Raw genomic sequence first — 22,891 nt, 5'->3', positions numbered from 1 at the left:
CCCCTCGCGTCATCTGGCTTCTGGCAGGTGAGGCCAGTGGTGATATGCTGGGCGCCCACCTCATGCAGGCGCTTCACGCGCGCGACCCGCATCTGATTTTCGTTGGAATCGGTGGTCCGCGCATGGAGGCTCTGGGTCTCGCCAGCCTGTTCCCCATGCGGGATCTGGCGGTGATGGGGCTGGTGGAGGTGCTTCCGCGTATCCGACAGCTTTCCCAACGGCTGAACGAGGCGGTCAATGATGTGGTGCTGCGTCAGCCCGATCTGATTGTCACGATCGACTCACCGGGTTTTGCGTTGCGCTTTCTCAAGCGCCTGCGACACGTGACCGTACCGAAGATCCATTATGTCGGCCCGCAGGTCTGGGCGTGGCATGAGAAGCGCGTCCACAGTTTTCCCGAACTCTGGGACCGGCTGCTTTGCCTCCTGCCGTTCGAGGTGGAGTGGTTCGGAGAGCGCGGCGTGGCCGTTGATTTCGTCGGGCATCCGGTGCTTCAGTCAGGGGCCGATCAGGGGGACGCTAAGCGCTTTCGGCTGCGTCATGGCATTGCCGATGAGGCACCTGTACTGATCCTGATGCCGGGCAGCCGTCGTTCCGAGGTGCCGCGTCTTTTGCCGGTTTACGGCAAGATGCTCGCCCTGTTGAAACACCGTCTGCCGGGTATCGTGCCGGTCCTGCCGCTTTCGCCGCTTGTTGCCCAGACGGTACGCGCTGCCGTGGCACGCTGGCCGGTCAAGCCGATCATCGTGACCGAGCTGCATGACAAGCATGATGCTTTCGCCGCAGCAGGCGCAGCCCTGACCAAATCGGGCACGTCAACGCTCGAACTGGCTCTGGCGCATGTACCGATGGCTGTGGCTTATCGCGTCAATCCGGTCACGGCGTTCATGGCGCGTCGCCTGATCAAGGTGAAATATGTGGCGATGGTCAATCTGCTGGCAGGGCGGGAGGTCGTGCCCGAGCTTCTTCAGGAGCGTTGTACGCCAGAGGATCTGGCGGATGCGTCCTATGCCCTGTTGACCGACCCGGCGCTGGGGGCGGCGCAGCGCGAAGCCTTCGATGCGGTCATGGCGCAGCTGCGGCCTCCGGCATCGTCGAGCCATAACGGTACCCCGTCAGACGCGGCGGCAGAAGCGGTTCTGCGTATCCTGAACGAACGCCGTCCGGTGACAGCTTTGGGGAGTGTCGCGACAACTGAGCTCAACGCGCCCTGAGACCTCTCAGGACGCGCCTGCGGTGGGTTCAGCGGCCTCAGCGTACCGCGGTGGGGGCTGTGGTTCCGTGAGGGGAAGGCCCCGTTCGCGCCGCCAATAAACCCCTCGGCAAGCGCCAGCCTTTTCATCAGACGGGGATAAAGGGGCAGTAATAGAGGCGGGGCTCAGTGCGCGCTGCCATAAAGCTGTTCGGGCGTAACTTCCGGCGCGGTCGTATCCCGCAGCCCCTCAGGGACGACTTCATGATAGAAGCAGCTGCGACGGCCAGTGTGGCAAGCCACGCCTGTCTGGTTCACGAGCAGCAGCACCGCATCGCGATCGCAATCCAGCCGGGCCGAAACAAGGGTCTGGCGCTGCCCAGAGCTCTCGCCCTTGCGCCACAGCCTGTTGCGGCTGCGTGAATAGTAGCAGACCTGACCGGTTGCGAGCGTCTCGGCCAGTGCCTCGCGGTTCATCCAGGCCAGCATCAGAACATCATGCGGCGCCTCTGCCGCCTGGGCGAGGGCCGTAATCAGCCCGTCCTCATTGAAACGCACCGTATCGAGCAGGGTGTCGATCGTCTGCTGATCGGGGGGGAGGTAGCTCATGATGCTTCGTCCTGAAACCAGTCGGGAATGATGGGTGTGAGGGTCACTCCCTCATGATGCACGGGCGTTGTCCAGACCTCGCGACGCAAAAAGGCAAGGCCACGCCGCCCGATACTGCTGCGCATCTGACCGATCTCGCGCCCCTCAGCCATCAGGATGGTACCGCAGGGGGGGAGGGGACCATCACCCTGCACGGGCAGCAGACGCTTTTTCACCAGCCCACGGTAATGGGTACGGGCGGTGAGTTCCTGCCCCATATAGCACCCCTTGGTAAAGGAGATGCCGTGCAGCCAGTCGAAATTCGCCTCGATCAGCAAGGTCTTCTCGCTCTCGCAATCCTGCGCATCGGGCAGGCCCAGCGAGAGGCGGTGGGCATGATAGGCGGTGAGATCGGCCTGATCGGCAGTGTCAGATCCCTCAGTGACACGGCGCCATCCTGCATCGGGATGTCTCGGGTCACGACGTGCGCCCTCGTGGGGGGTGTCATCCCAGAGGGCTTCCACGGAAAGAGCGGTCCGTTCCAGCGCCACGTCAGCCCTCAGGCGGAACCGCATCAACCGGCTGATCAGGAAATCGGCATGATCGGCGGGTACGTCGAGCAGAAGGCGCTCGTTCTCATGCCATAAAAGGAAATCCGAAAGGTAGCGGCCCTGAGGCGTGAGATAGCCTGTCCATATCAGAGCCTCATCTGAGGCAGCATTGACGTCGTTCGACACCAGTCCCTGAAGAAAGCTCACCCTGTCCCGGCCACTGAGGGAGAGAATAACGCGATCCGTGAGCCATGCTCTTGCCATTTTCATTCTCCAATTCGGACAGTATTGAATGGAGATGCGGGTTGCAGCCCGCTGAAACAAGAGAGAAAATGTGAAAGCGACGCATGCGTTATTCGTGCGTTGGCTCATCAACGCAAGTCATTCCCCTCAGGAGGGGATATCCTGGGAGGCGTGACTTTTGCCAGTTTCCGAGATCATTGACCCGGCAGATCCCGAAGCCGAAACGAGAAGACGCCGCCTGATTGAACTTGTCGGCCCGATCTTTGGCGTTGTTCTTGTCATTGTGGTCATTGTTGTTGTCACGCTTCATTCCTATCACAAGACGCGCGACGGGGTGATTGCGCTCACCCGCGATCTGTTGCGCGAGGAACAGAAAAACCTGACGCAGCAGGTTTCAGACTATCTGGCCCCCGCTCCGGCGACTGCAACGGTGGCGCGTGACCTGCTGACCGATCCGGTGACGGATGAGCCACCCCAGGTCTTTCTGAATTATGGCGCATCCATGCTGCGCAATGTCGAGCAGGTGGAGAGCTTCTATCTTGCCGATGATCGTGGCTCGTTCTGGTTTATCGATCGTGCGCCAAAGGATATCGCCGATGGCATGGAATGGGTGCATCTGCTGCGGGACAAGAATGTTTTCCGGCACTGGTATTATGACAGGAACAATGTGCTTGTCCGCACGAGTGACACGCCGGGCAAGAATTATGATCCGCGTCAGCGCCCCTGGTACAAGGGTGCCTTCGAGCACCCGGACCTGAACTGGTCCGACCCCTATCCCACCGTTGCCACAGAGCAGTTGATCGTCACTGCGGCCAGCGTCCTGCATACATCCGATGGGCATCAGGCCGTCTTTGCCATCAATATCTCGCTCAACCGCCTGACGGATTTCCTCGCAGCCATCAAGATTGGCAAAAGCGGGCAGGCGGTCGTGGTGGACAAGGAGGGGCGTCTGATTGCAGGCAGTCATCTGCTGGATGTGGCGCGAAAGGCGAACTGGCAGTTCGACAAGATGCAGCTCAACCCCGCTACGCAGCCGGTTTTCACACGCGCGCTCTCGCTGTTCCACATTTACGGGGCGGGCGTGCACCTCATCAAGGCACATGACACGCAATACGTCGCCATCATGGCCTCGCTGCACAAGATCAGGCCAGGATGGGTGTTGCTGCTGAACGCGCCAGAGGACGATTTTGCGGCCTTCGCTGCCGCGGCAGGGCGGCAGGGCTTCCTTTTCTCGATGGTGATTGTCGTGCTGGCCGGGCTGCTGGCAGGGTTTCTGGTGCGTCAGAACCGCCGGACCGAAAGTCTGCGTCGCCAGATCCGGTATGAACGCGCCCAGGTCAAGGCCGAGAGCAACGCGCTCAATGCCATGGCGGGGACGCCTCATCTCCTCGACCCCGGACACGACGCCCCGCTTCTGACACAACGCCTGGCCGAACTGGCCCGGGCAAGGCGTGTGAGCCTCTGGCGTTCGGTTGGTGAGGAGGAGCGCCTTTTGTGTGAAGACTCCTATGACCGGACGACTGATGCCCATAGTGCGGGCATGGAACTGGCCCATAGCGATCTCAAGAACTTTTTTGCCATGTTGATGTCGGGTGAGGTGATCGAGAGCGATCACGCCTCGGCACAGGAGGGGCTGCGCACCTTCCAGCGCATGGTCATGAGCCAGATCGGCTCGAAATCGGTCTATATCCAGCCCATTCTGGCCAGAGGTACGGTTATCGGCATGGTGGTGCTGGAAGACGCTGCCCGTCCCCATGCAGTCTCGCACATCATTGCGATTGTTGCCGAGATTGCGGCCGTCCGTTTTGCAAGCATGAGGGCCGATGAGGCGTCAGCCGGAAAGCCGGAGCAGACGCAACGCGAGGATTATGGTGCCATCACCACGCGACTGAATGAAGGCTTCATTGCCGCACCCGGCGAGAGCAGCGCTGGCGGTCTCAAGGCGGGGCAATATGCAATGGTCCCGGTGGCGACAGTCCTGTTCCAGGACTCGAAGTCGGAAGCAACTGTCGATCTGATCCCGATCGTCCAGACGCTGGTGGAGCGGTTTCAGGACGTCATCCAGCATGCCGGGCTGTTTTCGGCTCAGGTTCTGGGTGGCAGGCTCGTGCTGATTGGCGGGTGTTCACAGGACCCTGATCCCGATGCGGCACGGCGTGTTGCCGATGCACTGCTGGCGTTGCGTGAACTGGCGCTTGTGACACTGTCCGACGCCGAACTTACCCCGAGCTTCCGTATTGGTCTCGATGTCGGGCAGGCCTTCGGGGCGACGCTGGGTCAGGATCCGGGCGTGTTCAATATCTGGGGCGAGGCACCTCAGACATCGGAGCTGCTGGCCATCAGTGCACCTGACTCAGGGACAATCCAGGTGTCGGAGGCCGCCCATGCGTTGCTGCGCGACTACTATCTGTTCCGGCCACGCGGCATGTTCTACCTGCCGGGCCTTGGCATCACCAACACCTATGTTCTGGCAGCTAAGCGTTGAGTGACGAAATTCCCCTCTATAGGCGCCTGCTGCGCCGTCTGGGTGCGCTGACAAGGCGACAGATGCGGTTCTCGCTCATGCTCGTCGGGGCGAGCTGGGGCGTGGTACGTGAGGCGCTGCGCCCGACTTCGTGGCGCCGTACGGTACTGCATGAGTTCAAGAACACGCTGCGGCAGGCCGCGGGCGGTGGGCTGTTCAGTACGCTTTTCACGGCGGCGCTGACGGGGTTCGGCATTGTGGCGCAGGCGATCTACTGGCTGGGCATTGCCGGCATGGCCGATAGCACGGACTCTCTGCTGGCTACCGTGCTCGTGCGTGAAATCGCCCCGGTTCTCGTGGGCATCATCCTGCTGGGCCGGAGCGCCATGCTGAGCCTGACGCAGCTTGGACAGCTGACGCTGGGCGGTGAATTGCGAGCGCTTCAGGCTCAGGGGATCGATCCGTTCATGACACTGGTCATGCCACGTGCGCTGGCGATGATGCTGAGCTCCTTCACGCTGGGTATGGTGTTCAGCATCATCTCGCTGTCGGTAGGATACGGCGTCTGCCGCGTTCATTCCGTCATCACCATGCCGCTCTGGACGTTCCTCTACGATATCGTCGGGGCGATGAAGCCGATCGATTATCTCGGGATCCCCCTCAAGCTCACGATCAGCGGATTTCTGCTGAGCCTTGCCACGCAGCTGACCGGCCTCGATGCCACGCGCTCGGATACGATTGCGACCCTTCTGCCGCGTGGTTTTGCTCGCGGTATTCTCGTGATCATGGTCGTCAATGTCGTGCTCGGGGTGACAGTCGCATGACCGACGACCTTTCCGCCGTACTGGAATTGCGCGAAGCCTGCCCGGTTTTCGAAGAAAGCGGTCTGACTTCTATTCCCTATTCGTTGCGCCTGATGCCGGGCGACTGCATGCTGATTGCCTGTCGTGATTCCGAACGCACCACGCGTTTTGCGGATCTTTGCGCGGGCATGGCGCCGCTCGTCTCGGGACAGGTGCTGTGCCAGGGGCTTGATTGGGAAGCGCTGGCCGAGCCCCGGGCCTGGGCACTGCGAGGGCGTATCGGCCGTGTGATGCAGCAGGGAGCCTGGATCGACCTGTTTGGCACCGATCTCAATATTCTTCTGCAACAGCTGCATCATACGCGTACGCCGACCGAGGAACTGATCGATGAGGCAATTGCGCTTTCCAGACGATTTGGCCTGCCGGGTCTGCCGACATTGACCCCGGGACGGCTGAGCGTGGCTGATCGGGCCAAGGCGGCCTGTGTGAGAGCCTTTCTGGGAGAGCCAAAGCTGCTCTTGCTGGAAGATCCGGTGGAGCTGGAGACTGCTGATATGATGACTGCCTTCCTTGCCGAGCTGACAGCGGCACGTGAGCGAGGCTGTGGCGTGATCTGGTTTTCCCGCGAACCGGATCTGTGGCGTGGCTATCATGCTGAGGGAACGCAGCGATACAGGTTGCTGGATGAGGGTCTGTTACCAATGAAGCAGGTGGTCTGATGTTTCGTGTCCGTTCAAACGCCAACACTGACAGCCGCACCCGTCCTTTGTTGCGCATCCGCTATGCCGATGAATGGGTCGGTATGCTGGTCGTCGCGACGTTCGGCCTGTTCATATTCGCAATCATTGAGGCCGGTGTCCTGCGAGATTGGCTGACGCCCTCAGGCAAGCTGCATTTCAACCTGCCTGAGAGCGGTATCGCGGGCCTGGCTGTGGGAAATGACATCGAGCTTATGGGGATCCGTATCGGCTCGATCCGCGCGGTGAAGATCAACCCGCATGGTAATATGTACGCCATTGCGGATATCGACCCGCAATTCGAGCCCTATATCCGCAAGGACAGCCGCGCCATCATCCGTCATCGCTTTGTCGTGGCCGGAGCAAGCTATATCGAGCTTGAGCGCAGCAAAGGCCCGGCGATGGACTGGGAGTTTGCCGAGCTTGAAGCCACGGTCGAACCCAACCCGGCTGATATGATTACCAAGACCATCAGCGATATTCGTGCGGGCATGATGCCGAGCCTGCACAATGCCGACAAGATCATGGCTGACCTCGCTGCCGTGACGACATCCATCCGCAACGGTAAAGGTACAGTCGGTGGGCTGATGATGGATGACACGCTGCTTAAACATGCGGATGAGGTGATCAGAACACTTCAGGCCTCCATAGCGCAACTCAAGCCGATCGAGGCTCAGATATCAGGCGTTCTGAAGCAGACACAGGGCACGATGGATAACCTGCGTTCAAGCAGCAATGACGTGAAGAAAGCCACGCCGCAGCTCAAGGACACGATGGCGCATCTGAATGACGCAAGTGCCCAGCTTCCGGCACTGCTGACACAGGCACAGGCCACGACCATCAGCCTCAAGCGGCTGACCGACCAGCTGCGTGGTCTCTGGATCCTGGGCGGCAGCTCAGGCAAGGCCCCCGCGCGCAGGCTCCCCGCCGGAGATATCAAGCCATGAAGAGGTCGCGTTTCCTGTTCCTCCGGACATTGATGGGGGTAACGGCCCTGACGGGCTGCGGCGGTGTTGGCAGCAAGGATGCGGCACGTCCCGATCAGGATTATCTGAATGCTATGGAGGTCGGGCGCGACTCATTCGGCCTGACCCATGCAGATCAGGCTAAAACACAATTCGAGAATGCGTATAGCAGAGCCCTGCTTCGCGATGATGTCCTCGCCATACGTGATGCCGGTTATAATCTGGCTGTTGCAAACCTTGCGATGGGCGATGCGAAAGCAACGCTCGATACCGTGGGCCGGGTTCATGGCGACATGACGCTGCGCGGCGACGCCCCCAGCCCGGCGCTCGATCTCGTTGCCGTAGCGGCCTATTGCCGGCTTGGACAAAATGCTCAGGCAATCGATCTGGCGCACAGGATCAGCACTGACGACCCGGCACTTATGGAGAGACGCGCATTCCTGATGGGTATTGCTGCTGACGGAGTGGGGGATACGGGCCTTCTGGCGACCTCGCTGAATGTCCTGCCAGTGTCACCCAGACCGCCGAGGCTGGAACAGGCGGACAGAGCCGAGCTGACGTCACGTCTCGCACTGCGTCAGGGGCATTATGACCAGGCTGAGTCTGAGGCGATCAAGGCGATCGATCTGCGTCGCGACATGCAGGATTATCGCGGCATGGCCCGAGCGCTCGATGGTGCAGCGCGTGCAGCTCAGGCTGCCGGCAGGAGCGGGCAGGCAGCAGCATACCACCAGCGTGCTGCCGAAAGCCGTGCTCAGGTCAGTGACAAGAGCTGAGCACATCGCGACTGTCTCAGTAGGGAAGAGACGGCATCACAGTATTGCGGCGGGCTGGTTCGTCAGGCCCTTGCCATCCGTCTGGCGCAGGGAAATGGCCGTGAGGATCAGACAGGCCAGCACCCCGGCGACCGAGGCTGTGCCAAACCACATCATCACGCCATAGAGGGTTCCACCCTTGCAGCATAGATAAAGGGCCAGCAGGGGCAGGAATAGCCTGCAGGGATGGAGCATGACGCGGGGCAGGGCTGGCAGGGCCAGGATACGGCACATCTTGGGTTGCAGGAACCCATGTGCGGCGAGGGCGACAATCCAGAGCAGGATCGCAGAGGATAAGATCATGGGGTGACGAGCCTGCGATGGATGAGGAAAGCGATCAGTCCGAAACCCAGCACTGTCAGATCGACAGCCTTGTAGACATCGAGGCAGGTCAGGAAATTGGCGGTGTTGCGGGTCAGCAGATCGAGCGGCAGCAGTGCCGCCGAGAACGCCGCGAACAGGAAGAACTGCTCGTTCCAGCCGTACCGTGCCCTATTGGTGAAACTGCGGAAAACCCCGTGAAGCAGGGCAAGCGCCCAGACGACGAAGAAGGTGCGGATTTCCAGATGACTACGGTCGGGGAGATCGGCCCAGAGAAGGCGATTGGCCCAGAGATACGCCAGAGCGGCCAGGGGAAGCCCTGTCGTCACAGCAATGGTCAGAGACTCTGCCAGACGAAAGCCGAAGGTCCTCGCCTTTTTGGGCCGGTGCTTCATCAGGAAAATCACGAGCCCCCCCGACATCATGGCGCTACCGATTACACCGCTGATGAAATAAAGCCACCGCAGGGGCAGTGGCGCCCAGCGTATGAAATGCAGCCCACGCAATATGCCGCCGAGGCGATGAAGCGTATCCGGTGCCCGGACCGTCTTGAGCAACGTGCCGTCTTTCTCGGAGAATTCCAGATGATCTCGTGTCAGGGCGAAGGAAGCTGAATCCGCCTTTGTCATCGAGACCTTACCGTGATCGAACAGGACAAGCCCTATTGAACCACTGCCAAACACGTCCTCCGCCCTATGGAACATGGGGGCTAGCGGCGCGGTGACCGTCTCAGCTTCGTTTGCGTCTGGCGAGAGGGGCATGGTTGAGGCAGGGTGGGGCCCTTCGGGTGCAGGCCGTTCGGCTGTGCGATGCGATAGCCCTTCTGCCCTGGCGCGGCCATGCGACCCAGCGCCAGCCTGCGGGCGGCCATGATGGCCCGTGCTGAACATGGGGAAAAGACGGGGGGCATGGATGACGGCGCCCGTATAGGCCATCATGACCATAAAGGGCAGGAAAAGCAGGCCTGCAAGGATATGGGCGTCCATGAAGGCGCGGTTTTTCGAGGCAAAAGGTCTGAAAAGCAGAAGATCGCTGAAAATCGACCTGAAATGGATTACGATACCCGAGCCCACCGCCACCAGCAGGCCGATAGCGGCGATTTCGGTCAGCATATTGCCCCAGAAGGGGCCGTAATACAGCGAATGGTGCAGATCGAAGAAAAGCTGACCGCCTCCCGTCTGACGCGTCGCCACCGGAAACGCATCCTGAGGACGGTATGCAGACCCGATAAAGGCATGACCATCATAATGCTGGATCCGTATGATCGGATCGCGTGGGGTGGGCAGCGTGATGAAGGCATTCTGACCCTCGTCGCGCAACTCTGCAGCAATGGTTCCAACCTGATTGAGCGCCTCATCACTCATTGGCTGAGCGACATAATGGGATAATTCAGGCTGCATCCAGCGCGTCAGCTCGGTGTCGAACAGGGCAAGGCTTCCGCCCGTGAAGATCACCACCAGAATGACGCCGCCGATGAAGCCGACCCATTCATGAAGCCAGCCCATTCTGATGCGTAGAGTATCGCGCATCAGTGCGTTCCGAACTGTGAAACAAGAGTGACGAGGGGCAGCAGCCACGTCGTGAGAGGCATCTGACGTGCAGGAAGCGTTGTCACCCGCCGCGGGGGCAGGCTGAATGCCACCAGCACCGTGACAGGAAGGAGCGCGAAGACGGTCAGGAAGCCGACGATCATGAGCGGTTCGCCCCCATAATGCCTGAACATGGCCATAACGCCCAGGCTAGCAGCGTACCCTACGATCATACCAAGGACGAGGCGCCGGACCCATGAACGAATGTGTTTCCAGCCCTGTTTGTAACTGAGACTCTTTCGCATGTGCTTCCTGTGCAACAGCGCCTAGCTTCGCGACGCGATTATCGCAGGTCAGGACAAAGTTTAGTTGCGAGCGTTTCTTATTCGCGTCTATTTGGCCGCGTCATTTATCCCTTGTCAATGAGATTAGCCTCTTGAGCCTGCTCACCTTGTCCGCCCTGAACCCCGGAATGCCGCGTCCACGACGTCTGGCACTTTCTGCCCTGCTCATGCTGTCTGCAACCCTGCCGTGCCAAGCTTTCGCACAGGATCAGACACCCGCGCAGGCACAATCGCAATCGGGGGCGGTGAAAGACAGTCAGAAAAGCGCGAGAGAGGTTAACAAGGCGCGTCGCCAGGCTCTGACCAGCGATGAGCAGATCGAGGTCAAGGCGCAGCGTCAGAACCGTATGGAAGTGAAGTCAGGCGGTAATCTGGGTGCGCTGGGCAACAAGAAGGGGCTGGATGTGCCCTTCAACGTGCGCAGCTACACTTCGGCGCTGATTCTCAACCAGCAGTCCCAGACGCTGGGCGAGGTGCTGATGAATGACCCGACCGTGCGTACAACGCTCGGTTACGGCAATTTCTCCGAACAGTTCGTGATCCGCGGCTTCCCCGTCTATGGCGATGACGTGGCGATTGACGGGCTTTACGGCATCACGCCGCGCCAGCTCGTCTCGCCCCAGCTTTACGAACAGGTGCAGGTGCTCAACGGCGCCTCGGCGTTCCTCAACGGTGCCGCACCGGGTGGTACGGCACAGGGCGGCAATATCAATCTCGAATTCAAGCATGCCGGCGATACCCCCCTGACGCGTGTTACGGGCGACTACACCAGCTCCTCGATGGGCGGAGGCGCTGTCGATGTGGGTCGACGCTTTGGCCAGGACAAGCAGTTCGGGGTGCGGATCAACGTTGCAGGTCGTAGCGGTGTTGCGGCCATCGACCGGGAGAAGCGCCATCAGGTTGCAGTAGGTGGCGGTTTCGACTGGCATGACCGGGCAGAACGCACGCGTGTTACCGTGGACATGGCCTATGAGAACCAGGGCGTGAATGGCGGGCGCGGTGGCGTGTTCCTGAGCGGCGCGACCTCAGTACCGAAAGTGCCGGGCGCAGGATCGAATTACGGTCAGCCCTGGACCTACACGGAGCTGAACTACATCTATGGCAAGCTGAAGGTGGAGCATGATTTCAGCAAATATCTGACGGCTTATGCGCAGTTCGGCGGTCTGGGGGGCAACGAGAAGGGCAATTACGGTAGCACCTATGTCACCAACAGCCAGACCGGGGCGGGTTATAACGGGGCCATGTATGTGCCCTATGTGCAGACCAATGAAAGCACACAGGCCGGGCTGCGCTCGCACTTCAACACGGGTGGCATCAAGCACGAAATCAATGCCGGTGGGTCTGGCCTGTGGGAGGAAAATGCTTCCGCCTACGCTCTCGCTCTGACGAGGCAGGCCACGAACATCTATAATCCGACGCTTTATAATGCGTCGCAGCCCGAAACGTATATTGGCGGAAATATCGAAAATCCGCAGAAGAACAACACCACGCGTCTGTGGAGCCTTTTCTTCTCTGATACCGTCTCGGCATTTCATGACCGCGTCGCGCTGACGGCAGGCTTTCGCTATCAGTCGATCAAGACAGTCGCCTATAATTACGGCAACGGCACAACCTCTTACGATCAGGGAGCATTCACGCCCGTTGTGGGGCTTGTTGTGCATCCTACACGCCAGACGTCGATCTATTTCAATCGCATCGAGGGACTGGCACCCGGCCCTCAGGCCAGCGGCCAAGTTGTCAATCTGGGGCAGATTTTCCCACCTTACCAGACGGTCCAGTACGAGCTTGGGGCGAAATACGATATCGGCCGTTTCTCGACGGCGGTTTCGATTTTCCAGATCGACAAGCCCAACGCCTACAGCGTTGCTATTCCCGGCACGAGCACCAGCATTTTCTCGGTCGATGGGTTGCAGCGTAATCGTGGTATCGAGTTCACCGTCAATGGTGAACTCTTCAAGGGTCTGCGCTTCAACGGTGGTACCTCGATCATCGACGCGGATCAGCGTCGCACGTCGGGCGGGCTGTACAATGGCAACCGTGTGATCGGCGTGCCGGGTTACACGATCAACGGTAATCTTGAATATGATTTGCCGTTCATTCGTGGCGCGACGCTTACGGGGCGTGTGATCCAGACCGGCCATCAATATGCCGATAATCTCAACAAGATGCGTGTGCCAAACTGGACGCGTTTCGATGTGGGCGCACGCTACAGCTTTGTTGTGGAGCACAAGGCCATCACGACCCGTCTGGGTGTCGATAACCTTGCCAATACGCGTTATTGGGAAAGCGCATTCGGTGGTTATCTGCTTCAGGGCCTGCCGCGTACGTTCAAGTTCTCTGTCACCGCCGATTTCTGAGCGGGTCACGGGGCAAGCTGAGCCTCGCCCCCGGCCATCCGGGATGGCCGAATGACGATTGTTCCAGAGCCAGCCTTCGGGCTGGCTTTTTTTATGGAGCCTCGTTGTCAGTCAGATCGGGTGTGTGCTCTAAGCGGAGATGCGCGACTCACCCAGACGGTACCTGCTCGGCGATTTGAAATCTTCAGCAGACACAAGCCCCTGATCTGCCGCTCACTGAGCAGCGCCGCAGGCCATCGCGCTCATATCATTTATCACAGGCCAGCTCTCGCCAAAGTCCCGGATAAACATCAGGGATGAAAGGGGCCCACGCCCCTTCCCGGGGTGCGGGGCAGAGCCCCTGCGCCGTCGCATACAGAAAAGGCCGATCCCTTTGCAGGAACCGGCCCCTCCAAGCCGTACCGAACCAGACCGGTTCAGTGCCCTTCGGTCATCGGTTTCATGCCGAGGCTCGCCAGAAGCTTGCGGTCGCGATGCTCGGCGGGGTTGGGGGTAGTCAGCAGCTTGTCGCCGCAGAAGATCGAGTTGGCGCCGGCGAGGAAAACCAGGGCATGCGCTTCGTCGCTCATCAGTTCGCGGCCTGCGGCAAGGCGTACATGGCTGGCAGGCATGGTGATGCGCGCAGCGGCCACGACGCGGGCGAAGGTGATGGGATCAACAGCCTCGGCTTCAGCGAGTGGTGTGCCCTCGACGCGTACGAGCAGATTGATCGGCACGCTTTCAGGGTGTTGGGGCAGGGAGGCGAGGGTTGCGATCAGGCCTGCGCGGTCGCTCTCATCCTCACCCATGCCGACGATACCGCCGCAGCAGACATTGATGCCGGCATCGCGCACGTTCGAGAGTGTGTCGAGGCGGTCCTGATAGGTGCGTGTGGTGATGATCTTGTCGTAATATTCAGGCGAGGTGTCGAGGTTGTGGTTGTAGTAGTCGAGGCCGGCCTCTTTAAGGCGGCGCGACTGCTTGCCATCGAGCATGCCGAGCGTCACGCAGGTTTCGAGCCCGAGTGACTTCACGCCTTCGATCATGGCGCACACGGTGTCGAGGTCACGCTCCTTGGGGGAGCGCCAGGCTGCCCCCATGCAGAAACGTCCGGCACCGGCAGCCTTGGCGGCCCGCGCTTCGGTCAGCACTTTTTCGACGGCCATGAGGCGCTCGGCCTTCACGCTCTTTTCGTGCAGGGCGCTCTGGGGACAATAGGCGCAATCCTCGGGGCAGCCGCCTGTCTTGATGGAGAGGAGCGTCGAGATCTGCACGCGGGTGGGATCGAAATAGGCACGATGGGCCATCTGGGCGCGGAAGATCAGTTCGGGGAAGGGCAGGTCGATCAGTGCCGCAACTTCATCGCGAGTCCAGTCATGCCTGATCTCGGGTTTCCAGCCGGCCTGGATGTCGTGCCCGTGGGCGCGTATTTCACGAGGGAGGACCGGGTCGCGTGTCAGGGTATCGAGGGACATGCGGGGCATGGCTCCAAAACATTTGAAAAGGAAAAGCTCAGGCAGCGATGCCACAGCAAGGGGGCGCTTGTCACGCGCCTGCGCGAGAACTCTACCCAAAATGGCCGGGACATGTCATCTAGGCGTCATGAAACATTGGCGCATCGATCAGATGGACTGGGATGCCTTTGATGCATCCCGCGTGGACCCGGATCTGATTCCGGTCATCAAGGCTGCGGCGGTGGTCGAGCGGAACGGGCTCGATTACGCCGTGTACCTCGGTAATGTCTTTGTCGGTGACCCTGATTTCCGGCAGGCCGCCGACAACTGGGCGGTCGAGGAAGTCCAGCATGGGGATGCGCTGGGCAAATGGGCTATGCTGGCCGATCCGAGCTGGGACTATATGAAGGCGTTTGAGCGTTACCGGGCGACCTATCATATCGAGCAGGATGTCGACGCGTCGATCCGCGGGTCGCGCACGGGCGAGCTTATTGCGCGCTGCATGGTCGAAACCGGCACCTCGTCATTCTATACTGCTATGGCAGATGCAACGGATGAGCCGGTGCTCAAGGCCATCTGCAAGCAGATTGCGGCTGACGAATACCGTCATTTCAAGCTGTTCTATGACCACATGCACCGTTATCTCAAGCGCGAGAAGCTCAGCGTGTGGCAGCGGACAAAGATTGCGCTGGGGCGTGTGACGGAAAGCGAGGATGACGAGCTCGCGACCGCCTATTACACCACCAACATGCCTGCCAACACGCCCTATGATCACAAGAAATGTATCGCGGCGTACATGGCGCGGGCGATGGGCTATTATCAGCCCAAGCACATCAATCGTGTGACCAGCATGATCTTCAAGACCATCGGCTTCACGCCGCACTCGAAAGTGCAGGTGCTGATTGCCAGGGCGATGTATCAGCTGATCCAGTTCAAGGCGAAGCGCTTCCGCAAGGCTATCGCAGCCTCGTAACGAAAGCGTTTTCTCTCCTACCGAGAATTAAGCCCTCTCGAGCGGGTTTCGTGGTCTAATGTCAGACGAACGGAACCGACTCAATTGGAGGGCTACCCTTGTCGCTCACTTTCACACGCCTTCGCCTTATGGGGGCAGCACTCACTGCGCTCCTCCCCGTGGCCGCCAGCTTCTGTGTGACATCGGCAATGGCTGATCCCTATTCCCTGCCGATCGCGTCGTCAGGTCCGGTAAGTCTGCCCCCGGTTGCTGATGATGGCACGATTGCCGCCCGTCAGCTCGCAGCGCAGGTGGGTCTCCCCCAGTTCACGGCGTCCAGCTGGCGGCCGGGGCTTTTGCGGCACGTCGTGATGTTCCGCTACAAGCCGGGCACCACCAATGCCATGCGCGCTGAAATCACCTCGCGTTTCCTGAGGCTTGTGCAGGATTCACGCCGTCCCGACGGGTCTCACCCCGTGCGGTCGATCGAGATGGGTGTGCAAAACAGCGGGGAAGGCGTGGATGCAGGTTTGCAGCAGGCCTTCATTGTGACTTTCGCTTCAGAAGGCGATCGCAATTACTATGTTGGCAAGCCTGTCGTGATGGATCCGGCGTGGTTTGATCCTGCGCATGAGGCATTCAAGGAATTTGCAGGCCCGTCACTCGAAAAGGTGGTGGTTTTCGACTTCAACGTGCTGGCTTCTGCGACCCTGGAACCAACTTCGCGCAAGGCAAACACACGGACTCGCCGTTAAACAAAATCTGTCATAACGTTGCATGATGTGTCCCGCGCCAGAAATGGGCGGGATGGTGTTGAACCTGCTGAAAGTGATGGCTTGTGACCGGAAAATTCAAACGTACCACCTCGCTCTGGCTCGGAGCTGTCAGTGTCATCGCCCTGACTCATCAGGTCCTCCCTGCGGCACATGCGGCCGGTGCCGCTCCTGCAAAGGCCGACGCGTCGGTGAAGCCCTATGACCCGAGCTGGGGTTTCAACATGTCCGGCATGGACAAGGCCGTTCGCCCCGGGGACAATTTCTTTCAGTATGCCAACGGCACCTACCTGAAGAATGTCGTGATACCGGCCGATCGCTCGTCCTTTGGTCCGTTTGTCATCCTGGCCGAGACAGCGCATGAGCGTGTGCAATCGATCCTGACCGATGCAGGCAGGCACCCCGCTGCCGAGCCGAAGACGACCGAGGAAAAGCTTGGGGCGTTTTACGCGACCTTCCTTGACACGGCCAAGGCAGACAAGCTGGGGGCGGAGCCGCTCAAGGCTGATCTCGCCACCATCCAGGCTGTGAAGGATCCGTCGAGCCTGGCCCGACTGTTTGGTCAGGCAGCTTCCAACTTCCAGTATTCACCGTTCGGTCTGATGATCAACGCTGATGACAATAATCCCGAGCAATATGCATTGTCATTGCATCAGGGGCATCTTGGTCTGCCGGACCGGGATTATTACCTGAAGCCGGATTTTGCCGCGAAGAAGAAGGCCTATCAGGCCTATATTGCCAAAACCCTTGGCATGATTTCATGGCCGGATGCCGAGCAGACGGCCGCGAAGATCGTCGCGCTCGAAACCACGCTCGCGCAGTCGGAATGGTCGCGTACCGAACTGCGTGATCCGGTCAAGGTGTATAACCCGATGACTGTCGATGAACTGGCAAAGAAAGCGCCGGGTGTCGACTGGACAGCCTTCCTGACGGGTGCCGGTATACCGGCGGACAAGCTTGGTGCGCGCCGCATCATCATTGGCGAGCCGACTGCGCTGGCCGGTATGGCCAAAACCCTTGCCGGGGCTGATTATGGCACATTGCGGGCCTGGCTTGCTTTCCATCTGGCGGTCAATGCCTCGCCTTATCTGAGCCACGACTTCGTGCAGTCATCGTTCGATTTCTATGATCACGAACTCGAAGGGTCGCCGCAGCTTCCGGCTCGTTGGAAGCAGGCCGTGGAGCACACGGAAGATGCCATGGGCTGGGCGATCGGCAAGGTCTATGTCGACCGGTACTTCCCGCCGGCTGCCAAGGCACGTATCACCGAACTCACTCATGACGTGAAAAACGCCTTTGCAAACCGTCTGGCACATAATGCCTGGATGGCCCCTGCGACGCGTGAAGCGGCAGGGCGCAAGCTGCAGAATTTCGAAATCCAGGTCGGTTATCCGAACACGTGGCGCAACTATGACGGTCTGACGGTCAAGCCGGGCGACCTGTATGGTAACGGCGCACGTGCGGTGGCCTTCGAGTGGCAATACAACCTTGGCCATCTCGACAAGAAGGTGGACCGCAACGAGTGGTTCATGACGCCGCAGACGGTGAATGCCTATAACGATCCGAACCAGGTCGAGATCGTCTTTCCGGCAGCCATTCTGCAGCCGCCCTTCTTTGATCCCAAGGGGGATGCCGCGGTCAATTATGGCGCTATCGGCGGGGTAATCGGTCACGAAATGACCCATTCCTTCGACGATGAAGGGCGTCAGTACGACGAGCATGGCCGTTTGCACCAGTGGTGGACCCCTGATGACGTCAAGCGTTTCCAGGCGCTGGCCGAGCGTTTTGGCAAGCAGTATGACGCGTTTGAAGTACTTCCGGGCGTACATCTGAACGGCAAGCTGACGATGGGCGAGAACATTGCCGATCTCGGCGGTCTCACCCTGGCGCTCGACGCCTACCACGCGTCGCTGCATGGCAAGCCCGCACCGGTGGTGCATGGCCTGACAGGTGATCAGCGCGTGTTCCTTGGTTGGGCACAGGTATGGCGCCAGAAGCTCCGTCCTGACTCGATCCGCAATCGCGCCGTTACCGATCCTCACTCGGCGCCTGAAGCGCGCGTCAATCTGCCCATGCACAACATTGATGCCTGGTATGATGCCTTTGGCGTGAAGACGGGCGACAAGCTCTATCTCGCGCCGGAGGATCGCGTTAAAATATGGTGATTATTGAATCATCATCGTTAACCGGCAGGCTTGTCACCGTATCTGTGCGATGCGATGGCGAGCGTGCCATTCCTGAAAGGTGAAGCAGGCATAATGTTTGTCATGCGAGCGGCGAGGGAACAGTCTCCGACAGAAGAGACGACCGATCCGTTCACAATCCGGAAGTCTGGCGTCTCATGAGGCGCCAGCACGATTTGCACGATTTGCTTACGGTGGCCGCCGCCGTAGCCCGTGCACCAGCGGCTTATATCGCCCTGCCCGAAAATGGCGGGCATGTCATCGGGGCAACCTACGGGGCGCTACCCTTGATGCTCGACGCTCGCGATCCGCCTCAGCGCAGCTTCACGCAGGAGGTCTTGTCCCCCCTGGCTGAGCTGGCGCGCGCACCTTGGCACTATGCGTTCCAAATTGCCCTCCCGTTCCTGTTGCCCGACGGGCAGGGCGAGGGTGTCCTGTGTTTCCTCACACGTCACCTGCTGGACACCGAGGCGACCTCCTTTCGGGAGGGGCTGGATGCGCTTGTCAGGCAGATTGTTCAGGTTCTGGGGCGTCCCGCCCCAGGGGTAGATGAAGGTGCCACGGGTGAGGCGCAGCCCTCGGGCATCAGCCGTCTCCCGGTCACTCGTATGCCGGGGCGGCTTCCTTCCATCGAAGATATGCCGGGGATCGGCACGTTCGAGATACGCCACGGCAGCAACATGATCACGCTTTCGGCGGAGTTGTTGCGTATGACGGGCGTTCCGACTGGCACGCAATGCCCGCTGGAGGTGTTCGTACAATGCATGCCCGTCCCCGATACGGATCTGCTTCATTTCGGGGAGGGGGTCAGTGATGAGGTCGTCTTGCCGGAGACCGATTACGCTGTCAGGAACCTGACCGATCACACGCGGAGCTGGGTCAGACGACGCGCCGAGATAGAAGCAGATGCTCGCGGTAAACCCTGGCGTCTGATTGGCACGATCGAGGATATCACGCGCGATCGTATCGCGACCAACCGACTGGCTGCGATGGTCATGCTGGGCGATGCCCTGCGAAAGGTGGACACGCCGGACGACGCCTATCTTGCCGCGGCGAGTGCGCTGGGTGATGCTCTGGGTACCGATCGCGCCGGATGTGCCGTCGTGGAGCCGGGCGAGGGAGGATTTTTCAGTGTGCCGCAGGACTGGCACACCGCCTCTGTGCCGAGCGCCAGCGGTCGCTACCGCCGGGATGCCTTTCCGGCAGCCCTTGGCGTGCTCGACCAGGGTTTGTTGCTGGCGGTGCGCGATGCTCGCGAGAATGTCTGGATACCCTGCATCATGCCGCATTGCGGCGAGAGCGATCAGGTCCGGGCTCAGTTGCTCATGCCGATCATGGCACAGGGCAGAATGACGCATTGCCTGTTCGTGCAAAGCTGCACAGCGCGTGACTGGTCGGATCAGGAGCTTGCTTTCATGCGCGCTGTGTCTGACCGTGCGCAGGCAGCTGCGGCGTCGCTTGAGGCCAGAGCCCATCAGCTTACCCTGCATCAGGAACTGGCGCATCGACTCAAGAACACGCTCGCTCTGGTTCAGGCGCTCGCTAACCAGAGTTTGCGTGGTGTCGAAAACAGGTCAGCGGTGAAGGCTTTCGAGAAAAGGCTGGTTGCCCTCGGTTCTGCGCATGATCTGCTCATGCGGCAATCGTGGCAGCGTGGCGATCTTGCCTTGTTGGCCCGGGAAGTGCTCTCACGCATCGCCCCGATCGACCGCTTTCACCTTGCTGGCGATACGGTATCGATCGGCCCCAATACGGCCACTACACTTGGTCTCATGCTGCACGAACTCGGGACGAATGCCGCCAAATACGGCGCGCTCAGCGTCGAGGGTGGAAAAGTCAGTCTTGCGTGGCACATCACGCATGAGTCGGGTCGTGACACCCTGACCCTGCATTGGCAGGAAGAAGGGGGGCCCTCTGTCACGCCTCCTTCAACCTCAGGTTTCGGGTCACGCTTGTTGCAGGCCGGTTTTGGTCATCAGGGACGTGCGACCTTGCGCTATCTGCCAACGGGCTGTGATGCCGAATTCTCAGTGCCGCTGCGTCAGGCGCAGGAGAACTGATTCATCGTCGCAGGGGGGGGCATGTTCTGCTGGAGCGGTGCACATGCCAGTTCCCAATACGGCCTGACCGATCACGCCAATCATTTCAGCAAAGGAGCGCCCGGCTCTTGCCATTCATGGTATGAAGTGATCGAACACAGGCCTGATGCCTCAACCTCTTCCCGGTCGTAACGTGCGGCCAAAAGGACTTCTCATGACCACGATCTCCCTCGGCTATCTGGGTACCGCGCTCCATGCTGGTTGCGCCAGCGCGGTTGCTCGCGTGCTCGATGCGCATGAGGTGGAGGTTGATTTCGTGGACGCCGACGAGCGCGAACTTCCGTCCATGCTAGAGGAAGGGGCGATCGATCTTCTGGTTTCGGCTTGGTTGCCGCGCGACGCTGCGCTGCTGCAACACGGGATGCGCGTTCTGGGAACGCTCTATCGCCCGTATTACTGCTGGGCGAGCTTCAACGGCCTTTCCCCGATCGCGGCTCTCAACGCTCAGGATGTTGACCTTGTGGTGGCGGGCCGCTCGGACGCCGAACGCATGAACGCGCTGTTGGCCCAGACGCCCGGCCTCGACGGCGTGTCGGTAGAGATTTGCGATGATGCAGGGCTCCACGCTTTCGTACACACGGCGCATGAGGAGGGACGTCGGGTTCTGGTTTTCCTGGCTCAGCCCCATGCGCTGTTCAATCATGAGGCATTTCAGCCTGTGCAGGATCCGCGCCTGTCCGAGGAAATGGAGGCGTCTTTGCTGGTGCGTGAGGCCGTGGCGGCCTGTGCCGATCAGGACATGCTCGACGAGTTGTCTGAAATGACATTGGGCAACAAGGTCATGAGTGCGCTCGATTACGCCATTCAGATCGATGGCATGGACCCGGAAGAAGCTGCCGAGGCCTGGCAACGCGGTCGTCTCGTCGCACGCTAGAGACAGTTCGGCGCCGCGCGCCGATTGTCAGTTCTTGTCATGGGGGAGGGTGACCTGCCCCGTGAAGGCGTGATAACCCAAGACGATCAGAACCTGAATATTGGGTGTATTGTTTCTGTTTGAGTAATAAACTGAGCGATTTGCCCTTAGGCATTCATCTATTATAGGACTGTCTGCGAACAATACAGGCGCAGTAAACTATGTCCTCTTATCCAGATGCAGCTGAACTCCATGAGCGATTCAGGTTGTGCAGCGATGAGGACTGGCTGAAATTACTCGTTGCGTCGATCCATATGCCGGAGATCGACCATGTCCGTATGCCGGCTTTTCCTGCAGAAGCCTTGCAGCGGGAAATTCATGGTCATTCGGGAGAGGTCTCGTTGCATGAGGCCTATATGTTCTTTCGTGAGATCAAGGCTTTTGGTCATTTCACTGACCGGCCCCTGTCAGCCGGAATGAAGGTGCTGGATTTCGGGTGCGGCTGGGGGCGTATCCTGCGCCTGTTCATGAAGGATATACGCCCGGAAAATCTTTATGGAATTGACTCGACAACGCGGTTCCTGATGGAGGCGCGCCGCTGTAATCCGGCGCTCAATTTCATGAGCTGCGGCATGGCCCCGCCTGTCCCGTTTATCGACGGCTATTTTGATCTGATCGTTTCTTTCTCGGTCTTTTCACACCTCGATGAGTATCTGGCCGGGCAGTGGATTGCCGAGTTCCATCGCCTTCTTGCGCCAGGTGGCCTTGCGATCATCACCACGCAAAGCCGCCGGTTTATCGATTTCTGCGCGGAGCAGCGCCTCAAGCGGGCATCTGGCATCAGGTTGGAGCATGGCTGGCATGAGGCCTGCGCCGACAGCTTCACGGATGAGGCACGGGCTCACGCGCGTTACGACGCTGGCCGGTTTCTTCATGCATCGCCAGTCAGGCGTCCTCATCCGGCGGCCCATTATGGTGAGGCGATCATCCCGCGCGCCTACATCATCCAGAAATGGGGACATCTGTTCCGCATCATCGAGTTTCTTGACGATCCGGCGCGGGTGCCGCAGGTGTTTATTGTGTTGCAGAAAAACAGAGCGCCATGAACGTTAATTCCTTGTCGTCTGTGTCTTGCGTCATGCTGCGTCGGGCCGTTGCCGGCACAGCCGGTCGGGCGGCCTTGTTGCCTGTCATTGCAGCGGCCTTGTGTCTTTTGACGCCAGATGCCTGTCTCGGGCAGAGGGCTACTGATGGTGGCGCTCTGCCAGCATCGGATATGACGCCCCTGACGCCCGGCGAAGGGCGTGAGGCGATTGGGCAATCGGTCGAGACGATCAGGGTCACGGCGCAAGGCATGGTGCCCCTGTCACAACGATACCGGCGCCTGGAACGCATTTTCCGTCGGTTCAACTCCTTCCCTGAGGCGGATCGTGCAGGGCTGACGCTCCATCTGCAGGCTGTGCTCCAGCCCGGAGACCGAGCCGCACGGACAACGGGTATGATGATGAAGCTGGGAGAGCGGGTCATTCACCTGTTCCCCGGCCCGCCGCTTGGCACGGATGACGAAATCGTCGTGCCTCATGAGGTAGCACTCTGGGAGGCCGATCCGGCAATCTACGCACGACTCAAGCCCGGTGAGCGTCTGAATGTCGGCTTCTTATTCACGGTGGCGCCTGCGGACAGGCAGCA

The 22,891-nt window shown here is 59.9% G+C and carries 19 protein-coding genes and 1 pseudogene; 14 read left to right on the top strand and 6 right to left on the bottom strand.

What is annotated here, in order from left to right; translation table 11 throughout:
* Positions 1-11: 11 nt before the first annotated feature.
* The gene (lpxB, locus tag P792_RS25355; protein ID WP_235075422.1) at positions 12-1,214 is read left to right on the top strand and encodes a lipid-A-disaccharide synthase; all 1,203 of its coding nucleotides are present in this window, start codon (positions 12-14) and stop codon (positions 1,212-1,214) included.
* 164 nt (positions 1,215-1,378) lie between these two features.
* Here lpxB and hisI read toward each other — a convergent pair whose 3' ends face one another.
* Positions 1,379-1,801 (bottom strand): phosphoribosyl-AMP cyclohydrolase, encoded by a 423-nt coding sequence (gene hisI / locus P792_RS25350; protein WP_023978110.1) that lies wholly within the window; start codon positions 1,799-1,801, stop codon positions 1,379-1,381.
* The gene (locus P792_RS25345; protein ID WP_051395827.1) at positions 1,798-2,601 is read right to left on the bottom strand and encodes a folate-binding protein YgfZ; all 804 of its coding nucleotides are present in this window, start codon (positions 2,599-2,601) and stop codon (positions 1,798-1,800) included. The genes hisI and P792_RS25345 overlap by 4 nt, the downstream gene beginning before the upstream one ends.
* A gap of 151 nt (positions 2,602-2,752) precedes the next feature.
* On the opposite strand from P792_RS25345, the gene P792_RS25340 reads away from it, so the two are divergent.
* Genes P792_RS25340 through P792_RS25320 form a run of 5 tightly spaced genes read left to right on the top strand, consistent with a single transcriptional unit; the run spans position 2,753 to position 8,319 of the window.
* A complete protein-coding gene (locus P792_RS25340; protein ID WP_023978108.1) occupies positions 2,753-5,059 on the top strand; it encodes a cache domain-containing protein in 2,307 nt (768 codons plus the stop codon).
* The gene (locus P792_RS25335) at positions 5,056-5,862 is read left to right on the top strand and encodes an ABC transporter permease (RefSeq protein ID WP_035439481.1); all 807 of its coding nucleotides are present in this window, start codon (positions 5,056-5,058) and stop codon (positions 5,860-5,862) included. Before P792_RS25340 ends, P792_RS25335 begins: the two co-directional genes overlap by 4 nt.
* Positions 5,859-6,560 carry an ABC transporter ATP-binding protein gene (locus P792_RS25330; protein WP_023978106.1) on the top strand — a complete coding sequence of 234 codons (702 nt, stop codon included), beginning with the start codon at positions 5,859-5,861 and terminating at the stop codon, positions 6,558-6,560. Before P792_RS25335 ends, P792_RS25330 begins: the two co-directional genes overlap by 4 nt.
* Positions 6,560-7,525, top strand: coding sequence for an MlaD family protein (locus P792_RS25325; RefSeq protein ID WP_023978105.1), 966 nt, complete (start codon positions 6,560-6,562; stop codon positions 7,523-7,525). Before P792_RS25330 ends, P792_RS25325 begins: the two co-directional genes overlap by 1 nt.
* The gene (locus P792_RS25320; protein ID WP_023978104.1) at positions 7,522-8,319 is read left to right on the top strand and encodes a hypothetical protein; all 798 of its coding nucleotides are present in this window, start codon (positions 7,522-7,524) and stop codon (positions 8,317-8,319) included. The genes P792_RS25325 and P792_RS25320 overlap by 4 nt, the downstream gene beginning before the upstream one ends.
* A gap of 36 nt (positions 8,320-8,355) precedes the next feature.
* On the opposite strand, the gene P792_RS25315 is transcribed toward P792_RS25320, so the two are convergent.
* From P792_RS25315 to P792_RS25305, 3 genes are read right to left on the bottom strand one after another with little or no spacing between them, the layout of a single operon-like run.
* Positions 8,356-8,661 carry a hypothetical protein gene (locus P792_RS25315; protein WP_023978103.1) on the bottom strand — a complete coding sequence of 102 codons (306 nt, stop codon included), beginning with the start codon at positions 8,659-8,661 and terminating at the stop codon, positions 8,356-8,358.
* The gene (locus P792_RS25310; protein ID WP_023978102.1) at positions 8,658-10,208 is read right to left on the bottom strand and encodes a PepSY domain-containing protein; all 1,551 of its coding nucleotides are present in this window, start codon (positions 10,206-10,208) and stop codon (positions 8,658-8,660) included. Before P792_RS25310 ends, P792_RS25315 begins: the two co-directional genes overlap by 4 nt.
* Positions 10,208-10,402, bottom strand: a complete 195-nt coding sequence (locus P792_RS25305; protein WP_152530166.1) for a hypothetical protein — start codon at positions 10,400-10,402, stop codon at positions 10,208-10,210. Before P792_RS25305 ends, P792_RS25310 begins: the two co-directional genes overlap by 1 nt.
* Before the next feature lie 278 nt (positions 10,403-10,680).
* Here P792_RS25305 and P792_RS25300 point away from each other — a divergent pair, with 278 nt between their 5' ends.
* A complete protein-coding gene (locus tag P792_RS25300) occupies positions 10,681-12,909 on the top strand; it encodes a TonB-dependent siderophore receptor (RefSeq protein ID WP_023978100.1) in 2,229 nt (742 codons plus the stop codon).
* A gap of 416 nt (positions 12,910-13,325) precedes the next feature.
* Here P792_RS25300 and bioB read toward each other — a convergent pair whose 3' ends face one another.
* Positions 13,326-14,363 carry a biotin synthase BioB gene (bioB, locus tag P792_RS25295; protein ID WP_081866837.1) on the bottom strand — a complete coding sequence of 346 codons (1,038 nt, stop codon included), beginning with the start codon at positions 14,361-14,363 and terminating at the stop codon, positions 13,326-13,328.
* A gap of 127 nt (positions 14,364-14,490) precedes the next feature.
* Here bioB and P792_RS25290 point away from each other — a divergent pair, with 127 nt between their 5' ends.
* The 7 genes and pseudogenes from P792_RS25290 to P792_RS25260 all read left to right on the top strand — a co-directional run.
* Positions 14,491-15,315 (top strand): acyl-ACP desaturase, encoded by an 825-nt coding sequence (locus tag P792_RS25290; RefSeq protein ID WP_023978098.1) that lies wholly within the window; start codon positions 14,491-14,493, stop codon positions 15,313-15,315.
* Positions 15,316-15,413: 98 nt separating this feature from the next.
* Complete coding sequence (locus P792_RS25285; RefSeq protein ID WP_023978097.1) at positions 15,414-16,049, top strand: Dabb family protein; 636 nt, start codon at positions 15,414-15,416, stop codon at positions 16,047-16,049.
* 83 nt (positions 16,050-16,132) lie between these two features.
* Complete coding sequence (locus P792_RS25280) at positions 16,133-18,232, top strand: M13 family metallopeptidase (RefSeq protein ID WP_023978096.1); 2,100 nt, start codon at positions 16,133-16,135, stop codon at positions 18,230-18,232.
* A gap of 176 nt (positions 18,233-18,408) precedes the next feature.
* Positions 18,409-20,310 carry a sensor histidine kinase gene (locus P792_RS25275; protein ID WP_023978095.1) on the top strand — a complete coding sequence of 634 codons (1,902 nt, stop codon included), beginning with the start codon at positions 18,409-18,411 and terminating at the stop codon, positions 20,308-20,310.
* 193 nt (positions 20,311-20,503) lie between these two features.
* Entirely contained in the window at positions 20,504-21,223 is a 720-nt protein-coding gene (locus P792_RS25270) for a glycine betaine ABC transporter substrate-binding protein (RefSeq protein ID WP_023978094.1), read from the top strand.
* 200 nt (positions 21,224-21,423) lie between these two features.
* Positions 21,424-22,308, top strand: a complete 885-nt coding sequence (locus tag P792_RS25265) for a class I SAM-dependent methyltransferase (RefSeq protein WP_031240308.1) — start codon at positions 21,424-21,426, stop codon at positions 22,306-22,308.
* A pseudogene (locus P792_RS25260) lies at positions 22,305-22,891 on the top strand (hypothetical protein); the annotation flags it as partial. The gene P792_RS25265 and the pseudogene P792_RS25260, both read left to right, overlap by 4 nt.

This window comes from Asaia sp. SF2.1 (genome assembly GCF_000505765.1).
GTDB classification, from domain to species: Bacteria; Pseudomonadota; Alphaproteobacteria; order Acetobacterales; family Acetobacteraceae; genus Asaia; species Asaia bogorensis.
The sequence above is the reverse complement of the archived record's forward strand: the minus strand, read 5'-3'. Positions and strand labels throughout refer to the sequence as shown.

Excerpts from the sequence above, each read along its gene's own strand:
- P792_RS25265 (WP_031240308.1), top strand. The coding sequence starts at position 21,424 with ATGTCCTCTTATCCAGATGCAGCTGAACTCCATGAGCGATTCAGGTTG.
- P792_RS25290 (WP_023978098.1), top strand. The coding sequence starts at position 14,491 with ATGAAACATTGGCGCATCGATCAGATGGACTGGGATGCCTTTGATGCA.
- P792_RS25275 (WP_023978095.1), top strand. The coding sequence starts at position 18,409 with ATGAGGCGCCAGCACGATTTGCACGATTTGCTTACGGTGGCCGCCGCC.
- bioB (WP_081866837.1), bottom strand. The coding sequence starts at position 14,363 with ATGTCCCTCGATACCCTGACACGCGACCCGGTCCTCCCTCGTGAAATA.
- P792_RS25330 (WP_023978106.1), top strand. The coding sequence starts at position 5,859 with ATGACCGACGACCTTTCCGCCGTACTGGAATTGCGCGAAGCCTGCCCG.
- P792_RS25310 (WP_023978102.1), bottom strand. The coding sequence starts at position 10,208 with ATGCGCGATACTCTACGCATCAGAATGGGCTGGCTTCATGAATGGGTC.
- P792_RS25300 (WP_023978100.1), top strand. The coding sequence starts at position 10,681 with ATGCCGCGTCCACGACGTCTGGCACTTTCTGCCCTGCTCATGCTGTCT.
- P792_RS25320 (WP_023978104.1), top strand. The coding sequence starts at position 7,522 with ATGAAGAGGTCGCGTTTCCTGTTCCTCCGGACATTGATGGGGGTAACG.
- P792_RS25345 (WP_051395827.1), bottom strand. The coding sequence starts at position 2,601 with ATGAAAATGGCAAGAGCATGGCTCACGGATCGCGTTATTCTCTCCCTC.
- P792_RS25315 (WP_023978103.1), bottom strand. The coding sequence starts at position 8,661 with ATGATCTTATCCTCTGCGATCCTGCTCTGGATTGTCGCCCTCGCCGCA.
- P792_RS25270 (WP_023978094.1), top strand. The coding sequence starts at position 20,504 with ATGACCACGATCTCCCTCGGCTATCTGGGTACCGCGCTCCATGCTGGT.
- P792_RS25305 (WP_152530166.1), bottom strand. The coding sequence starts at position 10,402 with ATGTTCAGGCATTATGGGGGCGAACCGCTCATGATCGTCGGCTTCCTG.
- P792_RS25325 (WP_023978105.1), top strand. The coding sequence starts at position 6,560 with ATGTTTCGTGTCCGTTCAAACGCCAACACTGACAGCCGCACCCGTCCT.
- hisI (WP_023978110.1), bottom strand. The coding sequence starts at position 1,801 with ATGAGCTACCTCCCCCCCGATCAGCAGACGATCGACACCCTGCTCGAT.